This window comes from Marinobacter litoralis (genome assembly GCF_016427555.1).
In the GTDB taxonomy this organism is placed as follows: Bacteria; Pseudomonadota; Gammaproteobacteria; order Pseudomonadales; family Oleiphilaceae; genus Marinobacter; species Marinobacter litoralis_A.
This window is the reverse complement of record NZ_JAELVS010000006.1, coordinates 117,309-141,582: the sequence shown is the minus strand read 5'-3', so window position 1 is coordinate 141,582 and position 24,274 is coordinate 117,309. Positions and strand designations below refer to the sequence as shown.

At 54.2% G+C, this 24,274-nt stretch carries 18 protein-coding genes; 10 read left to right on the top strand and 8 right to left on the bottom strand.

Annotation, left to right across the window (positions count from 1 at the left end; genetic code table 11):
• Nucleotides 1-50 precede the first annotated feature (50 nt).
• Nucleotides 51-2,873, bottom strand: a complete 2,823-nt coding sequence (gene uvrA, locus JAO79_RS14595; protein ID WP_199007987.1) for an excinuclease ABC subunit UvrA — start codon at nt 2,871-2,873, stop codon at nt 51-53.
• A 179-nt stretch (nt 2,874-3,052) separates the two neighbouring features.
• On the opposite strand from uvrA, the gene JAO79_RS14590 reads away from it, so the two are divergent.
• Entirely contained in the window at nt 3,053-4,423 is a 1,371-nt protein-coding gene (locus JAO79_RS14590) for an MFS transporter (RefSeq protein WP_199008017.1), read from the top strand.
• Nucleotides 4,424-4,480: 57 nt separating this feature from the next.
• Complete coding sequence (ssb, locus tag JAO79_RS14585) at nt 4,481-5,017, top strand: single-stranded DNA-binding protein (protein ID WP_199007986.1); 537 nt, start codon at nt 4,481-4,483, stop codon at nt 5,015-5,017.
• An 81-nt stretch (nt 5,018-5,098) separates the two neighbouring features.
• Here ssb and ntrC read toward each other — a convergent pair whose 3' ends face one another.
• From ntrC to glnA, 4 genes are all read right to left on the bottom strand, one after another.
• Nucleotides 5,099-6,532 (bottom strand): nitrogen regulation protein NR(I), encoded by a 1,434-nt coding sequence (gene ntrC, locus JAO79_RS14580; protein ID WP_199007985.1) that lies wholly within the window; start codon nt 6,530-6,532, stop codon nt 5,099-5,101.
• Nucleotides 6,529-7,629, bottom strand: coding sequence for a nitrogen regulation protein NR(II) (gene glnL / locus JAO79_RS14575; RefSeq protein ID WP_199007984.1), 1,101 nt, complete (start codon nt 7,627-7,629; stop codon nt 6,529-6,531). Before glnL ends, ntrC begins: the two co-directional genes overlap by 4 nt.
• Before the next feature lie 237 nt (nt 7,630-7,866).
• Nucleotides 7,867-8,391 (bottom strand): DUF4124 domain-containing protein, encoded by a 525-nt coding sequence (locus JAO79_RS14570; protein WP_199007983.1) that lies wholly within the window; start codon nt 8,389-8,391, stop codon nt 7,867-7,869.
• 197 nt (nt 8,392-8,588) lie between these two features.
• On the bottom strand, nt 8,589-9,992 hold the full coding sequence (gene glnA, locus JAO79_RS14565) for a glutamate--ammonia ligase (RefSeq protein ID WP_199007982.1): 1,404 nt from the start codon (nt 9,990-9,992) through the stop codon (nt 8,589-8,591).
• A gap of 392 nt (nt 9,993-10,384) precedes the next feature.
• On the opposite strand from glnA, the gene typA reads away from it, so the two are divergent.
• From typA to JAO79_RS14540, 5 genes are all read left to right on the top strand, one after another.
• Nucleotides 10,385-12,196, top strand: coding sequence for a translational GTPase TypA (typA, locus tag JAO79_RS14560; RefSeq protein WP_199007981.1), 1,812 nt, complete (start codon nt 10,385-10,387; stop codon nt 12,194-12,196).
• A gap of 182 nt (nt 12,197-12,378) precedes the next feature.
• Nucleotides 12,379-13,341 (top strand): prolyl aminopeptidase, encoded by a 963-nt coding sequence (gene pip, locus JAO79_RS14555; RefSeq protein WP_199007980.1) that lies wholly within the window; start codon nt 12,379-12,381, stop codon nt 13,339-13,341.
• 109 nt (nt 13,342-13,450) lie between these two features.
• Nucleotides 13,451-13,906, top strand: a complete 456-nt coding sequence (gene dtd, locus JAO79_RS14550; RefSeq protein WP_199007979.1) for a D-aminoacyl-tRNA deacylase — start codon at nt 13,451-13,453, stop codon at nt 13,904-13,906.
• A gap of 400 nt (nt 13,907-14,306) precedes the next feature.
• Nucleotides 14,307-15,287, top strand: a complete 981-nt coding sequence (locus tag JAO79_RS14545; protein ID WP_199007978.1) for a porin — start codon at nt 14,307-14,309, stop codon at nt 15,285-15,287.
• Nucleotides 15,288-15,379: 92 nt separating this feature from the next.
• Nucleotides 15,380-16,240, top strand: coding sequence for a CYTH domain-containing protein (locus JAO79_RS14540; protein WP_199007977.1), 861 nt, complete (start codon nt 15,380-15,382; stop codon nt 16,238-16,240).
• Here the strand turns inward: JAO79_RS14540 and mgtE are convergent.
• Nucleotides 16,233-17,582: a magnesium transporter gene (gene mgtE, locus JAO79_RS14535; protein WP_227664685.1), complete on the bottom strand. Its 1,350-nt coding sequence runs from the start codon at nt 17,580-17,582 to the stop codon at nt 16,233-16,235. The genes JAO79_RS14540 and mgtE overlap by 8 nt on opposite strands.
• 17 nt (nt 17,583-17,599) lie before the next feature.
• The gene (locus JAO79_RS16465; protein ID WP_199007976.1) at nt 17,600-18,751 is read right to left on the bottom strand and encodes a potassium channel family protein; all 1,152 of its coding nucleotides are present in this window, start codon (nt 18,749-18,751) and stop codon (nt 17,600-17,602) included.
• Nucleotides 18,752-18,831: 80 nt separating this feature from the next.
• On the opposite strand from JAO79_RS16465, the gene glnE reads away from it, so the two are divergent.
• The 3 genes from glnE (at nt 18,832) to JAO79_RS14515 (ending at nt 23,228) form a co-directional block, all read left to right on the top strand.
• The gene (glnE, locus tag JAO79_RS14525; RefSeq protein ID WP_199007975.1) at nt 18,832-21,726 is read left to right on the top strand and encodes a bifunctional [glutamate--ammonia ligase]-adenylyl-L-tyrosine phosphorylase/[glutamate--ammonia-ligase] adenylyltransferase; all 2,895 of its coding nucleotides are present in this window, start codon (nt 18,832-18,834) and stop codon (nt 21,724-21,726) included.
• A gap of 80 nt (nt 21,727-21,806) precedes the next feature.
• Nucleotides 21,807-22,733: a branched-chain amino acid transaminase gene (locus JAO79_RS14520; RefSeq protein WP_199007974.1), complete on the top strand. Its 927-nt coding sequence runs from the start codon at nt 21,807-21,809 to the stop codon at nt 22,731-22,733.
• Between the two features lie 87 nt (nt 22,734-22,820).
• Complete coding sequence (locus JAO79_RS14515; protein ID WP_199007973.1) at nt 22,821-23,228, top strand: DUF6165 family protein; 408 nt, start codon at nt 22,821-22,823, stop codon at nt 23,226-23,228.
• Between the two features lie 66 nt (nt 23,229-23,294).
• Here the strand turns inward: JAO79_RS14515 and JAO79_RS14510 are convergent, their stop codons facing one another.
• Nucleotides 23,295-24,263: a glycosyltransferase family 8 protein gene (locus JAO79_RS14510; protein WP_199007972.1), complete on the bottom strand. Its 969-nt coding sequence runs from the start codon at nt 24,261-24,263 to the stop codon at nt 23,295-23,297.
• Between the last annotated feature and the right edge of the window lie 11 nt (nt 24,264-24,274).

Here is a 24,274-nt window from a genome sequence, read left to right as displayed (position 1 = left end):
CAGAAAATACACACAGCACCCCAGGCCGACGTAGCTTTGTGCAGGTTTCCCTATTTTTCCAGCATCGGTTTTAGGTATTTGCCGGTGTGGGAGTTTGCGTTGTTCGCTACATCTTCCGGCGTACCTTCCGCAATAATCTGACCGCCGCCAGAACCGCCTTCTGGGCCTAGATCGACGATCCAATCTGCGGTTTTGATGACGTCCAGGTTGTGTTCGATGACCACTATGGTGTTGCCGTGGTCCCGTAACCGTTGCAGGACGTTCAGTAGTTGCTGAATGTCGTAGAAGTGTAGGCCAGTTGTTGGCTCGTCCAGGATGTAGAGAGTCTTGCCAGTGTCCCGTTTTGACAGTTCTTTAGCGAGCTTCACACGCTGGGCCTCACCGCCAGACAACGTGACTGCGCTTTGCCCCAGGCGGATGTAGGAAAGGCCTACGTCGATCAGCGTTTGTAGTTTTCTGGCTAAGAAAGGCACGGCATCGAAGAATTCTCGGCCTTCCTCGACGGTCATATCGAGCACTTCGTGGATGTTTTTCCCTTTGTAGCGAACTTCCAGGGTTTCCCGGTTATAACGTTTACCTTTGCAGATGTCGCAGGGTACGTATACGTCGGGTAGGAAGTGCATTTCTACTTTGATGACGCCATCGCCTTGGCAGGCTTCGCAGCGTCCGCCTTTGACGTTGAAGGAGAAACGGCCAACTTTATATCCCCTTGAGCGAGCTTCCTGGGTTCCGGCGAATAATTCACGTATTGGGGTGAACAGGCCCGTGTAGGTTGCCGGGTTAGAGCGGGGTGTTCTGCCGATGGGGCTTTGGTCAATGTCGATGACTTTGTCCAGGTGCTCGAGCCCTTTGAGTTTGTTGTAGGGAGCGTGGCTCAAACTGGTGGCTTTGTTGAGTTTCGCGGCTGCGACAGGGTACAGCGTGCTGTTAATCAAGGTGGACTTGCCGGAGCCGGATACGCCGGTTACGCAAGTCATGATGCCTAATGGTAGTGTTAGCGTGACGTCTTGCAGGTTGTTTCCTGTGGCGCCCGTCAATACAAGGTTTTTTCCGTTTCCTGGGTTTCGCTCAGGTGGAATCGCGATACTTTTCTCGCCGCTGAGGTATTGGCCGGTCAAGGAGTCTTTGTTAGCGAGGATGTCGGCCGGAGTGCCTCTTGCGACCACTTGACCGCCATGTACGCCCGCGCCGGGACCGATGTCGATGACGTAGTCGGCGGCGCGGATTGCGTCTTCGTCGTGTTCTACTACGATCACCGTGTTGCCTAAATCCCGCAGGTGGGTGAGGGTGGCGAGCAGTCGGTCGTTATCCCTTTGGTGTAGACCGATGGAGGGCTCGTCTAGGATGTACATAACGCCAACCAGGCCGGCGCCGATTTGGCTGGCGAGGCGGATGCGCTGGGCTTCGCCGCCGGATAATGTATCGGCGCTCCGTTCGAGTGTGAGGTATTCAAGGCCGACATTTACTAGAAACTGGAGTCGTTCGCGGACTTCTTTCAGGATTTTGTCGGCGATTTCGCCTTTGCGCCCTGACAGGGTGAGGTTTCCGAAGTACTCGTGTGCCTCACCTACTGGCATGTGGGTTACGTCTGGCAGGTTTTGTTCTTTGATAAATACGTGCCGGGCGCTCTGTCGTAAGCGCGAGCCGTGGCAGTCTTTACACGGTTGGGTGCTGAGGTTGCGAGCCAGCTCTTCGCGCATGCTTTGGGATTCAGTTTCCCGGTATCGGCGCTCAAGGTTGGGTAAAATGCCCTCGAAAGGGTGGGCCTTTTCGATGATCTGGCCACGTGAGTTCACGTACCGGAAAATCACCTCTTCAGTTCCGGTTCCGTGCAGTAAGGCGTGTTGGAAATCTTCGGGGAGTTCTTCCCAAGGTGTTTCCAGATCCATGCCGTAGTGCTCGGCAACGCTGGTTAGCATCTGGAAATAATAAACCGCGCGGCGGTCCCAGCCTTTGATCGCGCCTGCGGCAAGCGTCGCTTCCGGATGCTGAATGATTTTTTCAGGGTCGAAGAATTGTCGAACGCCCAATCCGTCGCAAGTGGTGCAGGCGCCGGCAGGGTTGTTGAAAGAGAACAGTCTCGGCTCAAGTTCGCTCAAGGAATAGCCGCACTGATTACACGCGTAGCGGGCAGAAAAAGTGTGCTCCTCGCCTTCGCCCGACATGGGGGCAACGAGGGCGATGCCGTCGGATAGCTCAAGAGCGGTTTCGAAGCTCTCAGCGAGCCTCTGTTCCAAGCCGGATTTTACTTTGAAGCGATCGACCACTACGTCGATCTGGTGTTTACGTTTCTTGTCGAGCGCAGGAACATCGTCAATATCATAGACGGTTCCGTCAACCCGCAGTCTGATGAAACCCTGGCTACGCATGGTATCGATAACCTGCAGGTGCTCACCTTTCCGGTCCCTGATAACAGGGGCAAGAATCATCAGTTTGCTGTCTTCAGGGAGTGCCAGTACCTGGTCAACCATCTGACTGACGGTTTGAGCTTCCAGGGGTTGATGATGGTCGGGGCAGCGTGGTTCACCCGCACGTGCGAACAGTAATCGCAGATAGTCGTAAATTTCGGTGATGGTACCCACGGTGGATCGTGGGTTGTGGGATGTAGACTTCTGCTCAATGGAAATGGCCGGCGATAAACCTTCGATGTGGTCCACATCGGGCTTTTCCATCATCGAGAGAAATTGGCGTGCGTAAGTGGATAAGGACTCTACGTAGCGCCTCTGGCCTTCTGCATAGAGCGTATCGAACGCCAACGATGATTTCCCGGAGCCGGATAGCCCGGTAATCACGATGAGTTTGTCCCGCGGCATATCCAGGTCGATGTTTTTCAGGTTGTGGGTGCGCGCGCCCTTGATCTGGATATGGTCCATAACACCTCGCTTCCGATAAAAAACGATCAGTATATCGTGTTCAGAAGGGCGCGGCTAAGTTGCCGACATTACGTAGGCTGCCCACCAATGTGAGTAGTCCCGTCATGGGCTCGCTTCTGGTACAATGCGCGCCCGCGGCCACGGCTGCAACCCCATTCATTCACTCCGGCACGGGTTATATGAACGCGCTTGAAAAACGCTCAGTCGCAGCTCTGGCTTCCGTATACGCCATGCGTATGCTGGGCCTGTTCATGGTTATGCCGGTGTTCGTGTTACTGGGCGATGATTTGCAGGGTGCAACGCCGGCATTGATCGGGTTTGCGATTGGTGCTTACGGGCTGAGTCAGGCGCTTCTTCAGATTCCGTTCGGTTTGATGTCGGACCGGGTTGGGCGTAAGAGAATGATCTATCTTGGCCTGATTCTGTTCGCAGCGGGAAGTGTGTTGGCCGGTGCTACAGATTCCATTTACGGGGTGATTGCGGGGCGGTTCTTGCAGGGGGCCGGTGCTATTGCCAGCGTTTTGATGGCGATGCTGAGCGATCTGACTCGGGAAGAGCAGCGAACCAAGGCGATGGCAACCGTGGGCATATCCATTGGTTTGTCTTTTTCAGTTTCCCTTGTGGTGGGGCCTTTGCTCGGCGCCGCTTGGGGATTGTCGGGTATTTTCTTTACCACGGCGGTGCTGGCGATGCTGGCATTGGCAGTGGTGGCGAAGGTGGTGCCGACACCACACCAGAGCAAGGTGAGTGCGGATACGCATCCAGCGCGGGAAATGGTTGGCAAGGTCTTGGCGGATGGCCGCTTGTTACGGCTGGACTTTGGTATCTTTGCCTTGCACTTTGTGCTGACCTCTTTGTTCCTGGTTTTTCCCACCTTGCTCCAGGATGAATTGGGGTTGGCTGCGACGTCCCACTGGTGGTTTTACCTCACGGTAATGATTACGTCTTTTTTTGCCATGGTGCCCTTTATCATCATGGGTGAAAAAAAGCGTAAAATGAAGCCAGTGCTGTGTGGCGCGATTGCGTTGCTGGCAGTGGCGACGGCTGCGATGACCGGTGTGACTGGCAGTCTGGGGTTGGCGTGGGTTGTTTTGTTCTTCTTTTTTATGGCGTTTAATTTGCTGGAAGCGAGTTTGCCGTCATTGATCAGCAAGGAAGCGCCTCCCGCAAGCAAAGGCACGGCGATGGGCGTTTATTCGACGTCCCAGTTTTTGGGTGCGTTTCTCGGGGGCGCGCTCGGTGGCTATTTATTGCAGCAGGCCGGTTTAGAGGGCGTATTGTGGTTGATGGCTGGCGCGTTGGTGGTTTGGTTGCTGGTGGCACTTACCATGCCGGCGCCCAGTTACACCACCAGTTTTGTCGTGCAGTTACGAGATGTGGTGGCCACATCTTTTGACGATATCGATCAGCGCCTGCGCGGCCTGTCTGGCGTGGCAGACGTGGTTATTGTGGAAGAGGCCTCGACGGCCTACCTGAAGGTGGATCGTCAGCACTTTAGTGAAGATCAGCTTGCGCGTCTGGAATTTGTGCGGCAGGGTGACAATACTTAAACATTGGATGTCTGCAGGGAGCGCAGGCATTCGGTCAAAAAACACCAGGAGCAGAACATGGCACGAGGCATAAACAAGGTAATTCTGATCGGTAACCTGGGCCAGGACCCGGATACCCGATACACCCCAAATGGCAACGCAGTGGTTAACCTGAACCTGGCGACCGACGAAAGCTACAAGGATCGCCAGACGGGTCAGATGGTGCCGAGAACCGAATGGCACCGGGTTGTTATTTTCGGCAAGGTTGCGGAAGTTGCCGGGCAGTACCTGCGTAAAGGTTCCAAGGTTTACATCGAAGGTCGGCTGCAAACGCGTAAGTGGCAAGGCCAGGATGGTCAGGATCGCTATACCACCGAGATCGTTGTGGATATCAACGGCCAGATGCAGATGTTGGATAGCCGCGGAAGCGAAGGCGGAATGAATCAAAGCGCTCCGCAGGGCCGTCCTCAGCAACAGCCGCAAGCACCCCAGCAGCCGTATAATGCGCCGCAGCAACCTCAGCAGCAGGGCGGGTATAACAACCCTGCGCCGCAGCAACAAGCGGGCAGTATGCCGGAGCCCATTGACGATTTTGACGACGATATTCCGTTCTGACTCGTATTATCTGTAGCGTCACATAAAAAAACCGAGCCGCGGCTCGGTTTTTTTATGGCATTCGATTGGGCCCGTTTAGCGTTATTCTTCAGTCGCTTCCGGATGATCCAGGCCAAGTTCATTGATCTTACGGGTCAGGGTGTTTCGACCCCAGCCAAGCAGAATGGAGGCGTCACGACGTCGCCCTCCGGTGTGCTTCAGGGCAGTTTCAATCATGATCTTTTCGAACTCCGGTACGGCTTTGTCCAGCACGCTCTTCTTGCCCCGCTTGAGTTCCTGTTCCGCCCAGTTTTTCAAACCCTCTTGCCAGGTTTGGCCGGTGGCGTCGTTTTCCGATTCAGCCTGGTCCAGTAGCTCCGGTGGTAGGTCTGCGACATGGATTTCACGCCCGCTTGCCATGACGGTGAGCCAGCGGCAGGTGTTTTCAAGTTGGCGAACGTTACCCGGCCAAGGCAGTGTTGACAGATACTCCTCGGCGTCTTTACGCAGAATTTTGGGCTCTACCGCCAGCTCTTTGGCAGCCTGTTCGAGAAAATGTTGCACCAGGCGGGGAATGTCTGCGCGCCGCTCGGCGAGTTTGGGTAAATGAATTCGAATGACGTTGAGGCGGTGAAACAAGTCTTCCCGGAAGCTGCCGGCATTGACCAGTTTCTCAAGATCCTGGTGTGTTGCGGCAATGATGCGGACATCTACTTTGATTGGAGTGGTTCCGCCGACCCGGTAGAACTCACCATCCGCCAGAACGCGCAGCAACCGAGTCTGGGTGTCGGCGGGCATGTCGCCGATTTCATCCAGAAATAAGGTACCGCCATTGGCCTGCTCGAAGCGCCCCTGGCGCGTGCCTCCGGCGCCGGTAAAGGCACCCTTTTCGTGGCCAAACAGTTCCGACTCGATCAGGTCTTTAGGAATCGCGGCCATGTTTAACGCAATGAAGGGGTTGCGGGCTCGGGGGCTGTGGTTGTGCAGCGCCTGGGCAACCAGCTCTTTACCTGTGCCGCTTTCACCATTGATAAGCACGGTGATGTTCGAGTTTGAGAGTCGGCCTATGGCTCTGAATACTTCCTGCATGGCCGGAGCTTCGCCGATGATTTCGGTGCTCTTCTGCACTTCTTCGATCTGAGGCTCGGCCGAGGCTCTTTGCTCATGGCTGTGGGCAATGGCGCGTTTGACCAGAGCAACCGCTTCGTCTACATCGAAAGGCTTGGGCAGATATTCGAACGCACCGGTCTGATAGCTTGTCACAGCGCTGTCTAAGTCTGAGTGGGCGGTCATAATGATGACGGGAACGTCCGGGTGCAGCGCAACAATCCGGGAAAGCAATGTAATGCCATCAACGCCGGGCATCCGTATATCGCTGACAATAGCGTCGGGGCGTTCACGCTCCAGACGGGCGATGATGCCTTCGCCGCTGTCAAACGCTTGTACGTGCATGCCCGCTTGGCTTAACGCCCGTTCGAGCACCCACCGGATGCTCTTGTCGTCATCGATGATCCAGACGTTTTCTGGCTGATTCATAAAGTGTCCTCCAGAGGCAGGAAGATTATAAAGTCGGTTTTCCCTGGCTCGCTTTCACATTCCACCAGGCCACGATGCTGGCCAATGATGCTTTGGGTGATTGAAAGTCCTAAGCCTGTGCCGGAGGCCCGGCCGCTGATCATGGGATAAAAAACATTTTGCAGCAGGTCGGCGGGAATGCCGGGCCCGTTGTCGATTATATCGATGCGACAAACCAGTCGATGGCGGTGATGACCGATGGTGAACTGCCGCAAGGTGCGTGTACGGAACGTGATCGTCGGAGCGGGTTTGGTGCCGGGAGCGGTCTCGTTCTCAAAAGCGGCCTCCATGGCATTTCGGGCAATGTTCAAAACCGCTTGAATGAGCTGCTCTTTATCGCCGGAGAATTCCGGAATGCTGGGATCGTAATCTCGTAACAGCTGAACTTTGCCCCGGCTTTCGGCTTCGATCAGGGTGCGCACCCGCTCAAGAACCTCATGGATATTCGTGGGCGCAATCTGCAACGCTTTGTTGGGTCCGAGCATGCGATCGACCAGGCTCCGCAATCGGTCGGCCTCATTAATGATCACTTGCGTGTATTCCCGTTGGTCAGCGCTATCGAGTTCTCGGTCGAGCAGTTGCGCTGCACCCCGGATGCCGCCCAAGGGATTCTTGATCTCGTGGGCCATGCCGCGGACCAGAATGCGGGAGGCTTCCTGCTGGGAGATGATGTCTTCTTCCCGGCTGATGCGTAACTGGCGGTCGATAGGTTGCAATTCGATGAGCAGTTCAATCGGGTCGATGCTGATGGGGCTGACCGAATAGTCCACCATCAGACGGGAGCCGGTGAGCAAAGCGAATTCAGCTTCGCGCCGCGTGTAGGATTGGCCATTCCGTGCTGCGGCGTGCAGCGTTCTGAGTGCATTTTCGGAATCGATAAGCACGCCGTTCAGCGGTGTGCCTTGCGTTCGCAGGAGGCTCGTTTCAAAAAGGTTCTCGGCAGCCGGGTTCAAGTAGCGGATGGTTAGGTCATCGCCAAGGACCAATACCGCTGTGGTTAGGCTGTCGAGAATGTTTTTGTACCCGGTTTCCAGGGTGGTAGACGGTCGAAACGACATGAAAGAATCCCGTTGGGCGCTCAGGGTTATAATTATGATTAGCAATAAACGAACCAGTTTTCCGGTCTCGTCCAATTCGCAACGTTAATGAGTGAGGGAGTGCCCGGGAGAGGCCATTCGTGCTTTGAATCGATGCAAAGCAGGGGGGTGAGGCGCCAAGCGGCCCGGGTTTTGCCCTTCAGCCGCCTATAGCATGGCACTAATGTGGTGCCTTTGCACTAAAGTGGTGCGTTCTGGTTACCGTGCGATGGAGGGGCGGTGCACGGTAAAACGAATCGGCTTGCCGGTTTTGACCTGTACGCCGTCGCGATCAACGATGTGGACAGCTGCGTTGTGAGTGCCCCGATCGATGTTCGGCACGGTAACGGAGCCGGACGTGCTCTGGCCGACCGGCTGGCCGTCGAGTGTGATCTCGTATTTGTGGCCGGGCTTCAGGCCCGGTGTGCTGCGTACTTCGAAGGTGACTGTGCCGTTGCCGCTGTGAAAGGCCTGATCATCTTGCGGGTAAGCAAAGCCGAGATCGTCATAAGACGCCCCTTTGCGCTTCACCTCTTCCCGTAGTTTTTGGGGCTCCCGAACAGCCTCGGGCTTGGGCAATGTGATGGTCGTGACGGGCTTCACTTTGACGGTTTCGCCGCCCTTCATGGGTTCGTCGGAGTAGGTGACGTTGCCTTGCGCATCAACGTGACGATAAACCTCCGCCCAACAGGTTGATGCAGTAAGTAGCAGCATTCCGGATGCGAGCGTGATAAGAGCTTTCATGGTCGTGGCCTGTGTTCTGGTGAACTCATTTGATTATCAGGCGCAAGGAAAGGGATATCAACGCTCAGGATGGCTCGCTTGGTTACATCTCGTTAAGAGCGACAGGTGTTCGTTGGGTTTTGTGGAGCCGGCCACAAAAAAACCCGCCGAAGCGGGTTTTTCTCTCTTGCTGAAACGCACCTAAGTGGTGCGATTCATTAGCAGGAGTAGTACAGCTCGAACTCAACCGGGTGCGTGGTCATGTTGATACGCTCAACTTCGGCACGCTTCAGGTCAATGTAGCCAGCAATCATGTCTTCGGTGAACACGCCACCACGGGTCAGGAACTCGTGGTCGTCTTTCAGGGCGTCCAGAGCTTCTTGCAGAGTTTCGGCAACCTTCGGAATGTTCAGTGCTTCTTCTTTCGGCAAGTCGTACAGATCCTTGTCCATGGCATCGCCAGGATGGATCTTGTTCTGGATGCCGTCCAGGCCAGCCATCATCAGTGCAGAGAAGGCCAGGTACGGGTTGGCAGCCGGGTCAGGGAAGCGAACTTCCACACGACGAGCTTTGGCGCTGTTCACGTACGGGATACGGATAGAGGCGGAACGGTTGCGGGCCGAGTAGGCCAGCATAACCGGGGCTTCATAACCTGGTACCAAACGCTTGTAGCTGTTGGTGGCCGGGTTGGTGAAGGCGTTGATGGCCTTGGCGTGTTTGATGATGCCGCCAACGTAGTACAGTGCTTCGTCACTCAGGCCCGCATAGCTGTCACCGGCGAACAGGTTCTTGCCATCTTTGCTCAGAGACATGTGCACGTGCATGCCGGAACCGTTGTCGCCGACAACCGGCTTAGGCATGAAGGTTGCGGTCTTGCCGTAAGCGTGAGCAACGTTGTGCACGCAGTATTTCAGGATCTGAACTTCGTCAGCTTTACTGGTCAGGCTGTTAGGGCCAACGCCGATTTCACACTGACCAGCGGTGCCGACTTCGTGGTGATGAACCTCGATGGTCAGACCCATGGATTCCATGGCCGCACACATAGCTCCGCGCAGATCGTGCAGGCTGTCTACCGGTGGTACCGGGAAGTAGCCGCCTTTAACGCCTGGACGGTGACCGATGTTGTTGCGATCAAAGTCTTCGCCGGATACCCAGGCGGCTTCTTCAGAATAGAGCTCGTACATAGAGCCCTGCATGTCGGTTTTCCACTTGGCGGAATCGAAGATAAAGAACTCGGGCTCTGGACCGAACAGGGCGCCATCGGCGATGCCGGTAGACTTCAGGTATTCCTCTGCACGCTTGGCAACAGAGCGGGGATCACGCTCATAACCTTGCATGGTGGTAGGTTCCACGATGTCGCAGGTAATGTTGAGGGTGGCTTCTTCGGTGAAGGGATCCAGAACGGAGCTGCTGTCGTCCGGCATCAGGATCATGTCGGATTCGTTGATGCCTTTCCAGCCGGCGATGGAGGAACCGTCGAACATCTTGCCATCGGCAAAGAAGTCTTCGTCAACTTCAGACGCGGGCAGGGTTACGTGCTGCTCTTTACCGCGGGTGTCGGTGAAACGCAAGTCGACCCATTTGACTTCGTGCTCTTTGATCAAATCAACAGTCTTGGACATTGTGCATGCTCCGTAAGTTATACATATTCGTTGTGCCGGATCGTTCAGCGAACTGAGCCCCGATCTGCTTGCAGGTGAGGGCAGCTTATCAGAAGCTGGCGGCCCTTACCTTTCAATTGCGGCTGGATATCCCTAAGCAAGTGGCTTGCCAGTTTTTTAAAATTGCCTCACAAAAGCGCAGCAACGGGGATTTCGGACGATGTCGGGGCGCTCCGGGTGCTTGGTGTCGCGATCCGGAGCGCGCTTTTGTGCGCCAAAATGGTGCGTTCGACCAATAAATGCCTGATAACAGTGCGCTTCGTGATTGATTACATATTAAGCACTAATCTTCATATTATCGACATGGACTTTTCGATATACTGCGTCCCGCTAATTTCTGCAGGATACCAGTTGTGATTGATAAGCTTAGAAACGTTGCCATTATTGCCCACGTAGACCACGGTAAAACGACCCTGGTTGACCAATTGTTGCGCAAGTCCGGTACTTTGGACCGTAAAGAGCTCGAGAACGAGCGGGTTATGGATTCCAATGACCAGGAAAAAGAGCGTGGAATTACCATTCTGGCGAAGAACACCGCGCTGAAGTGGAAAGACTACGACATCAACATCGTGGACACCCCGGGACACGCTGATTTCGGTGGCGAAGTTGAGCGAGTCATGAGCATGGTAGACAGTGTGCTGCTCGTGGTCGATTCCATTGACGGCCCCATGCCCCAAACACGCTTCGTAACGCAAAAAGCGTTCGCGGCAGGTTTGCGCCCGATTGTTGTTGTGAACAAGATTGACCGCCCTGGCGCGCGTCCGGACTGGGTAGTGGATCAGGTGTTTGACCTGTTCGATAACCTGGGTGCAACCGACGAACAGCTCGACTTCCCGATCGTATACGCCAGTGCCCTGAACGGCATTGCCGGTATGGACCACGAAGACCTGCAAGACAACATGGATGCCGTTTTTCAGGCTATCGTGGATTATGTGCCAGCACCTGATGTTGATCTGGACAAGCCGTTTCAGATGCAGATTTCCCAGCTGGACTACAACAGCTTCCTGGGTGTGATCGGTATCGGCCGCATCGCACGCGGTAAAGTTGCGACCAACACGCCGGTTGTGGCGATCGGTGCTGATGGTAAAAAACGCAACGGTCGAATCCTCAAGATCATGGGCCACTCCGGTCTGCAGCGCGTGGAAGTCGATGAAGCGCAGGCGGGCGACATCGTGTGTGTCAGTGGTCTGGACCAGCTCTTCATTTCTGACACCTTGTGTGATCCTTCGAATGTTGAAGCGTTGCCTGCACTGACCGTTGACGAGCCAACGGTTTCAATGACTTTCCAGGTCAATGATTCTCCGTTTGCTGGTAAAGAAGGCAAGTACGTAACCAGTCGTAATATTAAAGAGCGTCTGGAAAAAGAGTTGCTGCACAACGTGGCGTTGCGCGTTGAAGAAGGCGACTCCGCGGACAAGTTCAAAGTATCTGGCCGTGGTGAGCTGCACCTGTCGGTACTGATCGAAAACATGCGCCGCGAGAACTTCGAGCTGGCGGTGGGTCGTCCGGAAGTGGTGATCAAAGAAGTAGACGGCGAGAAGCAAGAGCCGTATGAAAACGTGATCATCGACATCGAGGAGCAGCACCAAGGCCCCATCATGGAGCAAATGGGTCTGCGCCGTGGCGATATGACTAATATGATTCCTGATGGCAAAGGCCGCATGCGTCTGGAATACACCATTCCCGCCCGTGGTTTGATTGGTTTCCGGAACGCCTTCCTGACCATGACCTCGGGTACCGGTATCCTGACCTCGACTTTCAGCCATTACGGTCCTGTGAAGCTGGGTGAAGTCACTAGCCGCCAGAACGGTGTTATCGTTTCCATGGCGACCGGCACGGCGTTGACGTACTCGCTGGAAACCCTGCAGAGCCGAGGCAAACTGTTCCTCGAGCCGGGCCAGGAAATCTACGAGGGTCAGTTGTGCGGTATTCACAGTCGTGACAGTGATCTGGTGGTTAATCCGACCAAGGGTAAGAAACTGGATAACATGCGTGCGTCTGGTAAAGACGAAGTGATTGGTCTGGTACCGCCCATCAAGCACACGCTTGAGCAGGCACTTGAGTTTATTGACGACGACGAGCTGGTAGAAGTAACGCCCAAGTCGATCCGTCTGCGTAAAAAGCTTCTGACCGAAAACGAGCGTAAGCGCGCCGGTAAGAAGTAGGAATCGTTGGCCCGGAAGGGCAGATCATCACGTTAAGGAAGGTGTAGTCTTTCTGGGTCGTGATGTCTGCCTGCTCCGGGCCGATTAGTTTTCGTTCTTTGTTTCTGTGCCCCAGCATTAAATCTGTGATCCCTCTCTCTGTTCTCGGCTAGACTTCCGGTATTCAATCATCGGAGTCGGTCATGCTTACTCTCTATCCCGAAATCCAGCCCTATGCCCGTCATCACCTCTCAGTGGATGATGTTCATGAACTGTACCTGGAAGAGTCCGGTAATCCGGAAGGCACGCCGGTGCTTGTTGTGCATGGTGGTCCCGGTGGCGGCTGTGAGGATTACCATCGCCGTTTTTTTGATGCTGAGCGTTTTCGGATCATCCTGTTGGATCAGCGCGGTGCAGGGCGATCGACGCCGCTGGCGGAGCTGGAAAGAAACACCACTGCGCATTTGGTGGAGGATATGGAGAAGGTGCGCCAATTCCTCGGAGTGGACCGGTGGTTATTGTTTGGGGGTAGCTGGGGCTCCACGCTCAGTCTTGTGTATGCGCAAACGCATCCGGAGCGGGTGTTGGGTTTGGTCTTAAGAGGTATCTTTCTTTGTCGACCAAAAGATATCGGATGGCTTTATCAGGAAGGGGCAAGTCGGGTGTTTCCCGATTACTGGAAAGCTTTTCAAGCGCCGATCCCCGAGGCTGAAAGGCACGACATGGTTGCAGCCTATTACCAGCGTTTAACCAGTCATAATGAACTTGAACAGATTCAGGCGGCGAAAGCGTGGTCTGTGTGGGAGGGGCGCTGCGCGACACTGCAGCCCAACCCGGATGTGGTGGAGCATTTCGGACACCCTCATGTTGCGATCGCTTTGGCCCGAATTGAGTGTCATTACTTCATGAATCACGGTTTTTTGAAGCCTGACCAAATTGTTAATAACACCGATAAGCTGGCGGATATTCCGGGCATTATTGTGCACGGTCGATACGACATGGTATGCCCGCTAGATAACGCCTTCGACCTTAGTGCAGCGTGGCCTGAAGCCGAATTGAAAATCATTCGCGATGCCGGGCACTCTGCCTCTGAGCCGGCTATCGTTGACGCATTGATTCGCGGCGTTGAACAAATTATCGCCAAAGGCGCACCTTCAGCTGGTTGATTATTAGACTTTTTGTTGACTTGGCGGGGTTGCGACCGGCGAATGGCCCCTATACACTCTGGCTCGTTACCGTGTTTTAACCCTGCGAGCCAGATTGCCAAGGGACTAAATGAAAGGTTTGATCCAGCGAGTATCGGAGGCAAATGTCGCCGTAGGGGGCCGCCAAATTGCCAGCATTGGCAATGGGCTTTTACTGCTATTGGGTGTGGAAAGGGATGACGCATCAGCAGAGGCAAAGGAATTGTGCCGAAAGATACTCTCGTACCGGGTGTTTCCCGATGACCAAGGCCGCATGAACGTAAATGTTCAGGATTCCGGCGGTGCCCTTTTGATTGTTCCCCAGTTTACTTTAGCCGCAGATACCTCCTCCGGAACCCGGCCGGGCTTTTCTCTGGCGGCTTCCCCCGATGTTGCTAACCGGCTTTTCCAAGAGTTTGTTGCTCAGGCGAAGCGTCTGCTGGGAACTGAGCGCGTGCAAACCGGTGAGTTTGGCGCAGATATGCAAGTGGGATTGGTCAATGACGGGCCGGTGACGTTTTTATTGGAGTCAGGGCCCAGTGTGTAAGTGATGTAACTATGCCCGGGATTAGGGCGCTCTTTGGCATCTGAGCTGTGTATGACGAATGGTGGGGCTCAGGTAAAAAGAAGCTGGATTCGTAACTTATTGGTATGAAAGAAAAACGTTAATTTCGGCCTGAATTATGCTTTAGTAGGCCATTATTGCTGTAAGTGTTGGTAGGTTCACAGGTTTTCAGTTGAACGCTTGGTTAGGTTAAAAATTAACCGCCAAAAATTTGCAAAAATGTAATTGTTGTATTAAAAAAGGATCATCACAGGGGACTTTAACAGAGTTCTGTAAGTGACTGAGAATCAAGGCCAGCTGTTCGCCTTGTTAGATAAAAAGAAAAGACCGGGCCTTAAGACCCGTCGAAGAACCTGAGTTAACTCACAAAGGAAGATGCAACATGAAAAAAACTATCCTTGCTTCTGCGATTGCAGCTGCAACCTTCTCTGGCGCTGCTATGGCACAGGAAATCAACCTGCCGGTTGTTTACGGTAACATTCAGTATGCTCTGACTTATACCGATGCAGAGACCAAGGCCGGTACTTCTAGTCACGGACTAGAGCACTTTGACAACGGAACCACTTTGGGTGTTGCGCACGATCACGAAATCGCACCTGGCATCACTGGTTTCTTCAAGTTAGAAGTTGATGGTTTCGGTGCTGATAACAAAGGCGCCAAGAAGGATATCATCAAACTTGATGAAGCTTATGTTGGTGTGAAAGGCGATAATTTCGGTCAGGTGTGGGTTGGTTCTGACGATTCCATGTACGAAACTTCTGTTGATGAAATTGGGGAATTCTGGGAAGTTGGTAGCGGCATTGGTAACGACTATGACACTGGAGAGGGTGACTTGGTTCAATACCTTTCTCCAAACTTCGGAGGCCTGAAGCTGGGTGCTGCCGTTCAGATTAATGGTGACAAAGACCCTCTGAATGGTGGTAAGAAGTCCTTCCCATGGCAGTTGGCTGCCATGTATAACGTTGACGCATTGGAGCTCGCCTTCGCGGTAGATTCCAACGACGGCGCTGGCAACAACGAAAACTCTTATGGCCTACGTGCTAGCTTCAACTTGGAAGACTTGCGTTTGACCGGTCAGTTCGAGACTCGTAAAGACGTAGCCGATACCTTTGGCGTTATGGGTGTGTATACTCTCGGAGCTAATCAATTTGCTCTTGGATACCAACTGGTTGATGAAGACTCCGGTGATAAGGAAGACGTAATTAGCCTGCAGGCTTTGCACAACCTGTCAGACCACATGTACGTATACGTTGAAGGCTACGTATCAAGTGCAGATGAAGACAAAGTGTATGACGTTGGTAATGGCGCATTTACCGGCGATGAGCGCTCTACTATCGCGCTGGGTGCAGTTTACTACTTCTGATCAGCTAACCTGCTAATCCAGTAGTATCGAAAACCGGTGACTCAGGTCACCGGTTTTTGTATTTTTAGCCCCACCATTTTCAGGACTGCACTATGGCCACCGAGCTCGAAATCAAACTCACCTTGTCTGAGCAATCCCAGACTGAAGCGCTAGAATGGCTGCTGGCTCAGCCAGAAGCCTCTGAAAGCGCCAGAAAGGTGCTGATGAACCGCTACTACGACACTCCAAACGCAGTACTCAATCGCGCCAGAGCGGCACTGCGTGTGCGTGAGATTGGCGGTCGGTACATCCAAACCCTGAAAACCCAAGGCGAGTTTGTTGACGGGGCCCATCGGCGGGAAGAGTGGGAGTGGGAGATCCCGAGTAAAGAGCTGGATTTGATGTTGCTCGAGCAAACCCCGCTCAACAATCAGCTGGATCTGTCCGAGCTGCAGCTGGCATTCGAAACGAATTTCACGCGCCAGATCGTCATGTTGAATACGGCGAATGCGGTTATTGAGGTTGCGGTGGACGCTGGAGAAATCACAGGCGGAGGCGGTGCCAGGCCGTTGCACGAAGTGGAGTTTGAGTTGAAGTCCGGTAATTCCGAGTCTCTAATAGTTTGGGCATCTGCTCTGTCCCGAGAGGTTCCGGTTTTTCTCAACCTGGTAAGTAAAGCAGAGCAAGGTTATCACCTGGCGGGCATTCATCAGCCAACCCTTCGCCAAAGCGAGGAAGTACTCTCGGTGACGGACTTTCTGCACCAGCTCAGTCTCGCCTGGCTAATAAAGGCGCCAGTGGTCTTTACTACGCAATCGTTGACCGGTGTACAAAAGTTGGCAGGTGAGATGGGGTTTCAGGGCTTATGGGCCGAGCTTTTGCCTGAGCTGATCCGTGGCCTCCTTGTTGACGATGTAGTGAAGAAAATTCCTCGTCTGGGCGAGTTCCAGCTGGCGATGGCTACCGCTAGCTGATATCCAGCAAGGCCGTTGCAATGCTGAAGTAAATCAACACGCCGCTCACGTCTGCAATGGTTGTGATCAGCGGCGTGCTGGCGGTTGCCGGGTCGAATTTCAGTTTGTCGAGCAGGAAAGGCAGCAGCATGCCAATGAGGCTGCCCACCATCACCACAACAATCATGGTCACCGCGACCACCGTGGCAATCTCAGGCCCTGCTCGAAGCAGTCCGACCACTGACACGGCTGCGGCCATGGTCAAGCCAAGGCCGGTGGCTACCAAGGTTTCTTTACCCAGCAAGCGCCCCCAATCGGTTACGGTTACGTCGCCCGTGGCCATGCCGCGCACCATCAAGGTGGCCGACTGGGCGCCGGCATTCCCCGCGCTGGCAACCAGCAAGGGCATAAAGAACAGCAGGGCAATGTGCTCGGCGATAATGCCTTCAAAGTAAGCGATGCCCGCACCGGTAAAGATGTTGGCGAACACAAGAATGACCAGCCACTGCACGCGAGAGCGGTAGAGTGAAAACGGCGACGCGTCTCGCAGGGTGCCCGTGAGTTTTCCCACCGTTGCACCCTTATGCATGTCTTCTGTCGCTTCGGCTTCGGCCGCATCCATGGCGTCATCGTAGGTGACAATGCCGACCAAGCGATTGTGGTGATCGACTATGGGTAAGGCTAACAAGTCGTATCGGGAGATTAGACGAGCCACCTCTTCCTGGGGCGTGTCTGTAGTGGCGGTCACAAGCCCGGTTGCAATCAGATCGTTCACCGAAGCGCTGGGTGTGGCTGTGATCAGGTTTCTGAGTGATACGGCCCCCAGCAGCGTGTGATTCCCGCCTACCACATAAGCGTGGTAAATGGTTTCTTTGTCCGGGGCGGTTTTACGCAACAAATCGATGGCCGTGCTGGCGGTTACGCCGGTGCTGATCATCGCGTAATCGGAGCTCATCAAGGCACCAGCGGTGCCCTCTTCGAAACTGGCGAGGCGACGGAGATCTTCCCGTTCTTTGCTGGCCAGAGATTGAAACAGGCTGTGCTGCTTGCGTTCATCCAGGAGTTGGAAGAAGTCAGCCCGCTCATCGGACGGCATTGCCGTGACCAGTTCGGTCAGGCTGCGTGTCGGTAATTGCTGGGCGATCAGGGTTTGTGTGGCCGGGCCAATGTATCCCAGTACTTTGCCGCCTTGCTCGGTAGGTAGAGCGCTTAGCAAGCGGATGCCTGAATCCGGATGCGCTTCTATGAAGTCGGCCAAATCGGCGGCATTAAAGGAGGATGCGGCGATTTGAATCTGATTGTCTTCGCCTGTCGCGAGTGCAGCCAGTAAAGGCTGGAAGAATTCAGCGTCCAGAAATGACATGGATAACCCCGTTTGATCTATTCGGCCTGTTCGATGCCGTTGCCCTGCAATTCACGCCATTTCTTGAGAAACGCCCGATATCGGTCGAGGGCCTCTTCGACCACCGTCACCGTCGGTGTGTCGCTGGAGCTTACCAGCACAATCAGCCCTTTGCCTTTTACTTCTGCATTTGAGGCGGGGTGGCAATACACCTCGTTGTCGTGATCAATATAGGCCAAGGCTGTTCCGATGCCGTGCCGGACAAGGGCGCTGACGATGTCTGCCCAGGTCAGGTCATCCAGTTCGAGTTCATAGCGGTGAGGATGGTCCCGTTCATAGTTGAACATATCCTCGAGCACTTTTTCCGAGCCCGGCGCTACCACGGCGCGCACCATGATTTCCGGATAGGTACGAACAGGGCGGATCACGGTGCGCACCCCAAGGGTTTTGAAGCGGTCCCGGTTAACATCGCTGACGCACTCCACAGTGGTACGGCTGCCCAGATTGGATTCCGTTAAGCGGTGAGATATGTCAAAGGTCAGGCTGTCGGAGAACGCATCGGTTTCATCGGCGGCAAGCACAATGATGTGCCGGGCGTCGCCCGCATGCGCGGCTTTGAGTGCGTCCGGATCATTGCCCGCACCATGAAAGTGCACCATGCCGCAGTCCCTCAGTTCGGCCGGTAAGCCGCCGGGGAACTGGCGAGTCAGCAGAATGATCGGAACGGTATGGTATTCCGGAATGGATCGAATTTGCGAAGCGAAGCGCATGAAGTACTGCTCGCCTCCGCTGCGGGGAGTGTTGATGATTACGATGTGGTCTTTCATGTTGTAGATCCAGCGTCCAGTCAGAATGCGTTCGCGGCGGTAGAAACGGTACTCAATGTAGTCGCTGACGATCAGAGTCAGCAGGGTGATCGAGGAAATGAACATCAGCAATACCGTGCTGATGCGCCCAACCGCTGTCACCGGGGCAAAGTCGCCATAGCCCACAGTGACCAGTGTGGTCATGGTTAGCCATGCGGACTCGAACAGCGTCAGGGGTTCAAAGGCCCAGAGAATTAGAATATGCGTGCAGGTCAGTGCCGCGAGTGTCAGGAACAAGCGCTTGACCCGTTGGCGAATCAGCCCTCCCATCGGCAGGTGCGACTGAGTGTGCTCCGGATTTAGCGGTCGCTTATTTCTCATCATGAAGGTTGGGGCCTGTTCAGTCCTTGGCGAGTTCGTTATACAGTACTTGGAATATATCAGAGAGATAAGGGAGTTGCGTTATGTCCGAGCCATGGAAATCGCTACCGGCCGTGCTTGCTGAAGATGTGTCGGCCTGCTGGTCGTCGGTATTTCCAAGCGGTGTGCCCGAGTGGCTGACCGTGATATCCGGGCCGGACATAGCAGATGCGATGGCGCGCAGCGTGTTTTTGCGTCAAACCCTTCAGCGCCACCCTGACTGCATGCGGGAAGTGTTTGCCAGTCGCCCAATGACCGAGCCCACCACCGAGGCATGGTTGACGGAACGCTGGGCCAGTTATCTGGATTCGGTTCAAGCCGAGCCGGATTTGCACAGTGCGTTGCGCCGGTTTCGACGTGAAGTACAGTTTCGCATTATCTGGCGCGATCTGATGGGCTGGGCAGATCTCAACGAAACCATGCTTGCCACCAGTGCTTTTGCGGATGTGTGTATTGATGGGGCACTGGACTGGCTCTATAGCAAAGCCTGCGATGAATTTGGCACGCCTTGGGGTAAAGACCCGGTCACCGGAGAGGATGCGCCCCAGCGTATGGTGGTGCTGGGCATGGGCAAACTCGGGGGGCGTGAGCTGAATGTGTCCTCGGATATCGATCTGATTTTCGCTTTCCCATCCAACGGCGAGACCCGGGGCGGTCGCCGCGCTCTGGATAATCAGCAGTTCTTCATTCGCCTGGGGCAGCGCTTGATTCAGGCTCTGGATCAAATCACTGCCGACGGTTTTGTATTTCGGGTTGATATGCGGTTGCGGCCTTATGGCCAGAGTGGGGCCTTGGCGCTGAGTTTCGCGGCACTGGAAACCTACTATCAGGACCAGGGCCGCGACTGGGAGCGCTACGCCATGGTGAAGGCGCGAGTGGTCGCGGGTGATCAGCGTGCGGGCGCCGTTCTTATCGAAAGCCTGCGCCCGTTTGTGTATCGAAAATACATCGATTTCAGTGCGTTTGAGTCCCTCCGGAATATGAAGGCGATGATCAGCCGGGAAGTGCGCCGCAAAGGGCTGGAAGATAATATCAAGCTGGGTAGCGGCGGTATCCGCGAAATCGAGTTTGTGGTGCAAGCCTTTCAGTTGATCCGCGGCGGACGTGATCGCGAACTGCAGCAGCGCGAGTTGCTGAATATACTCAAAGAACTGGAAGAGCTGGAACTGTTGCCCTCGTCGGTGGTGAAGGAGCTTCGCGAAGCTTATGTGTTCTTGAGAAACATCGAGCACGCCTTGCAAGGGGTGGAAGACAAGCAGACCCAAACCCTGCCGGACAACCCCCTGTGCCAGGCCCGGATCGCGCGCATTATGGGGTTTGACGATTGGACCGCTTGCGAGACGGCGCTTGCCAGCCATCGGGAGCGGGTAGCGCTGCATTTTGCCAACATCATCGCCACCGAAGATGACGAAAGTGAGGGCGATGCATCGGTAGACGATGGCTGGTTTGAGTTGTGGTTGTGGGAAATGGATGAGGCTACGGCCATCGAGTGGTTGGCTGAGCAAGGCTACGAAAACGCCGAAGGCAGTTATAGGTTGCTGGCAACTTTGCATAACGGTCGCACCGTGCAAACGATGCAAACCCAGGGCCGCAAGCGGCTTAACCAGTTCATGCCGTTGCTGCTGAGCGCGCTCACCGACGTGGACAACGCTTCGGAAACCCTGGAGCGGGTATTGCTGCTGGTGGAGGCTATTCTGCGCAGAACCGCCTATATGGTTCTGCTGGTTGAAAACCCCAATGCGCTGACTCAGTTGGTCAGGTTGTGCAGTGAAAGCCCGTGGATTGCCAAACTGTTGGCGGATACGCCGCTGCTGCTGGACGAATTGTTGAATGCAGAAAGCCTTTACAGCCCGCCGGCAAAAGAAGAGCTACAGGATGATTTGCGCCAACAGATGTTGCGCATTCCGTATGAAGATCTTGAAGAGCAAATGGAGTCCCTTCGGCACTTTAAAAAAGCCCACACACTACGAGTAGCTGCTTCGGAGATTAAAGGCACCTTACCGCTGATGAAGGTAAGTGATTATCTCACCTGGATCGCCGAGGTGGTGCTGGACCATGTGGTGGATGTGGCCTTTTCGAATCTGGTGAGCCGGCACGGACGTCCCCAACGCTCAGATGGCACTGCCTGCGATACTGACTTCGCCATCCTGGGCTACGGCAAGCTAGGCGGCATCGAGCTGGGGTACACCTCGGACCTGGATTTGGTGTTTGTGCATCAGTCCGATCCGCTGTTAACGACAGACGGTGACAAGCCGATTGATAATGCCATTTTCTATACCCGACTCGGCCAGCGCATTGTGCACATTCTCAGCACGCAAACGCCGTCCGGGCAATTGTACGAAGTGGATATGCGCTTGCGGCCGTCGGGCAATTCGGGGCTGCTAGTTAGCACGCTGCAGTCGTTCGAGAAGTATCAGCAGAAGGATGCATGGACCTGGGAGCATCAAGCTCTGGCACGCGCACGAGGGGTTGCCGGTTGTAGTGATACCTTGGCAGCATTTGAGCGCGTGCGACACGACATTTTATGTGCCAAGCGTGACAAACCGGCGTTGCGTAAGGAAGTTGTCGATATGCGAGAGAAAATGCGTGCCAACCTCGGCACGCCTGAGTTGAAAAGGACCGAAGAGTTTCATGTTAAGCACGACTTCGGGGGCATTGTGGATATCGAATTCATGGTGCAATACCTGATGCTGGCCTGGAGTAGCGAGCACCCGGAGTTGACTCAATGGAGCGATAACATTCGCCAATTAGAGGAGTTAGGGCGGGCAGGAGTGCTCGAAGTGGCGGATACTGAGAAGCTGCGAGAAGCGTTCATTGTCTTGCGGTCAACGATTCACCGGCGGGCACTGCAGAACCTGAGCAGCCGGGTTGAGGGGGAGCGGTTTGCCGAAGAGCGTGGTTATATCGAAAAGATGTGGAAAAAAGTCATGCTCGATTAGCAAGCTAAATTTATTTCTGGCCGGTATTCCTGCTAGAATGCGAGTTCCCCGAAAATCGCTTTTTTAGGAGCAGAAAAGAAATGTCGATGGCTGATCGCGATGGCGTTATCTGGCTGGATGGTGAAATGGTTGAATGGCGCGAAGCCAAAACTCACGTCCTTACCCATACCTTGCACTACGGCCTCGGCTGTTTTGAAGGGGTGCGAGCCTACAATACCGCCAATGGCCCGGCGATTTTCCGCCTGAAAGAGCACACCGACCGACTGTTCCGCTCGGCCCACATCCTGAACATGCAGATGCCGTTCAGCAAAGACGAAATCAACGAAGCCCAGCGCGCGGCTGTTCGTGAAAACAATCTGGACGAAGCCTATCTGAGGCCCATGGTATTTCTGGGTTCCGAAGGCATGGGCCTTCGTGCCGACAACCTCAAAGTGCACGTGATGGTTGCTGCCTGGAGCTGGCCTTCTTACATGTCGCCTGAAGCTAAAGAAGTGGGCATCAAGGTGCGCACCTCTTCATACACGCGCCACCATGTGAACATCACCATGTGTAAGGCGAAGGCGAACGGTAACTACATTAACTCCATGTTGGCGTTGAACGAAGCCATCTCCGGCGGTGCCGAAGAAGCTTTGTTGCTGGATAACGAAGGCTACGTTGCGGAAGGTTCCGGTGAGAACATCTTTATCGTGCGTGACGGCGTGCTGCATACGCCTGAGCTGACCTCTTGTCTGGAAGGTATTACCCGCGCCACCATCATCGATTTCGCCAAAGAGTTGGGCTTGCAGGTGAAAGAACGACGGATCACCCGTGACGAAGTGTACGTTGCGGAAGAAGCCTTCTTTACCGGAACCGCAGCCGAAGTTCTGCCGATTCGCGAGCTGGATGGTCGAGCCATTGGCGAAGGCAAGCGTGGCCCGATTACTGAAAAGCTTCAAAGCATGTATTTTGACGCGGTTAAGGGTAAGCTGGCTCAGCATTCTGAGTGGCTGACTCACGTCAAAGGGTAAGGCTGTTAGCTGTTCCAAAGTGGCCGCCGGTGCTTTCAGTTCCGGCGGCTTCGTTATATTGAATTCACGGAAAAACAGGGCAAGACAATGGCAGATGTAATTAAGGTACCGGTTTCTTTCGGTGAAGTGTTGGATAAAATCACGATCCTTGAGATCAAATCCGAACGCATCAAAGACGAAGCCAAGCTCCAGAACGTGCGTTTGGAGCTGGATGAGTTGAGCGCAACCTGGAATGAGGCTGTAAAAGATAAAGCAGCCGAGATTGCGGATCTTCGTCAGCAGTTGAAAGCGGTTAACGAAGAGCTTTGGGTAATCGAAGACGACATTCGCGATGAAGAAGCGGACCAGAACTTCGGCCCACGTTTCATTGAGCTGGCTCGTGCTGTCTATGTGACCAACGACAAGCGAGCGGCCATCAAGAAAGAAGTGAACCTGGCGCTGGGCTCACGCTTTGTTGAAGAGAAGTCTTATCAGGATTACACCGCTCGTAAGTAAAGCGGGTGGCTGATTTTTGACAGACATGCTCTTGCCCCCTAATTAAGGGGCGCAAGAGCGCCGTGATCAGCTTGCTGGTTTTTGGACTTTTTCCCGGAGGTTTTTTGCTTGCCTTTTCCTGCTCGCATTTTTCCAGTGATCGCGGATCGCTGAGTAGTATCGCACCGCCTCTTGGGTGTCTTTTAATGATGGATGCTGCGTCGCCCAAGATATTTCGTTTAGCGTTTTTAAGAACTCTGCTTTGTAGGGGTGGAAGCAGTGTTTAAGCCACGGTTTTTTCTTGCCGGTGTAATGAATGATGGCGGGCCAAGCAACAGCCTCTTCGAGTTCTGAAACGCTGTAGCCACTGCCTTCTGTGTATTTTCTGAGAATTTTGTAGATGTTGGCTTGAGAGTTCCAGCGTGGGTGGAGCCTTTTCCAACTTGCGTGAAGTATGGCGTTTAGGCTGCATTGGTCAACATATTGAAGGCTGTGAGCGTTCTCTGCTGCGAAATCCGCAACTTTCCAGTGAATCCCCTTGTCACGCCACTGTTCTAGGTCCATTACAAGTACTCCTGAGTTGAAGTACTCTTGACGTGGAACGCCGATAGTGGTGCTTGCAGATCTTGAGAGGTCTTCGACGGCCGCAACTGGAAGACCTGCAAGGTCTGTTTCCCATAAAAGGCATATGTCATCGCGAATCATTAAGTCTGAATCGAGATAGATGATCTTTTTGATATCTTTAGGTAAGTATTCACCCAGCAGGATTCTCTGGTAAACAGCTTGACCGAAACGATGTACCGGAAGCCCGTCAAATGTCGTGTCTGTGGCTTCAAGCATGGCCAGAGACGAACCGCGTTTCGATATTTCATTTTTCATCTGAAGCTTGGTTTTATCCTGAATTTTGTTAGCAATCAGAAAGAAATTGAGACGCTCGGGTCGTTGTGTGTTTTCCAGCGCTGATATCATCACAGTTGTCGCGTATGCAGCATAGTTTTCATCGCAGCATAGAGCGATATGGACCGGATCTGTCGGGGCTGCTGTTTGGTTGGTCATAGCTTGCCTTC

Coding starts and splice junctions, on each gene's coding strand:
- uvrA (WP_199007987.1), bottom strand. CDS start 2,873: ATGGACCATATCCAGATCAAGGGCGCGCGCACCCACAACCTGAAAAAC.
- JAO79_RS14590 (WP_199008017.1), top strand. CDS start 3,053: ATGAACGCGCTTGAAAAACGCTCAGTCGCAGCTCTGGCTTCCGTATAC.
- ssb (WP_199007986.1), top strand. CDS start 4,481: ATGGCACGAGGCATAAACAAGGTAATTCTGATCGGTAACCTGGGCCAG.
- ntrC (WP_199007985.1), bottom strand. CDS start 6,532: ATGAATCAGCCAGAAAACGTCTGGATCATCGATGACGACAAGAGCATC.
- glnL (WP_199007984.1), bottom strand. CDS start 7,629: ATGTCGTTTCGACCGTCTACCACCCTGGAAACCGGGTACAAAAACATT.
- JAO79_RS14570 (WP_199007983.1), bottom strand. CDS start 8,391: ATGAAAGCTCTTATCACGCTCGCATCCGGAATGCTGCTACTTACTGCA.
- glnA (WP_199007982.1), bottom strand. CDS start 9,992: ATGTCCAAGACTGTTGATTTGATCAAAGAGCACGAAGTCAAATGGGTC.
- pip (WP_199007980.1), top strand. CDS start 12,379: ATGCTTACTCTCTATCCCGAAATCCAGCCCTATGCCCGTCATCACCTC.
- dtd (WP_199007979.1), top strand. CDS start 13,451: ATGAAAGGTTTGATCCAGCGAGTATCGGAGGCAAATGTCGCCGTAGGG.
- JAO79_RS14545 (WP_199007978.1), top strand. CDS start 14,307: ATGAAAAAAACTATCCTTGCTTCTGCGATTGCAGCTGCAACCTTCTCT.
- JAO79_RS14540 (WP_199007977.1), top strand. CDS start 15,380: ATGGCCACCGAGCTCGAAATCAAACTCACCTTGTCTGAGCAATCCCAG.
- mgtE (WP_227664685.1), bottom strand. CDS start 17,582: ATGTCATTTCTGGACGCTGAATTCTTCCAGCCTTTACTGGCTGCACTC.
- JAO79_RS16465 (WP_199007976.1), bottom strand. CDS start 18,751: ATGATGAGAAATAAGCGACCGCTAAATCCGGAGCACACTCAGTCGCAC.
- glnE (WP_199007975.1), top strand. CDS start 18,832: ATGTCCGAGCCATGGAAATCGCTACCGGCCGTGCTTGCTGAAGATGTG.
- JAO79_RS14520 (WP_199007974.1), top strand. CDS start 21,807: ATGTCGATGGCTGATCGCGATGGCGTTATCTGGCTGGATGGTGAAATG.
- JAO79_RS14515 (WP_199007973.1), top strand. CDS start 22,821: ATGGCAGATGTAATTAAGGTACCGGTTTCTTTCGGTGAAGTGTTGGAT.
- JAO79_RS14510 (WP_199007972.1), bottom strand. CDS start 24,263: ATGACCAACCAAACAGCAGCCCCGACAGATCCGGTCCATATCGCTCTA.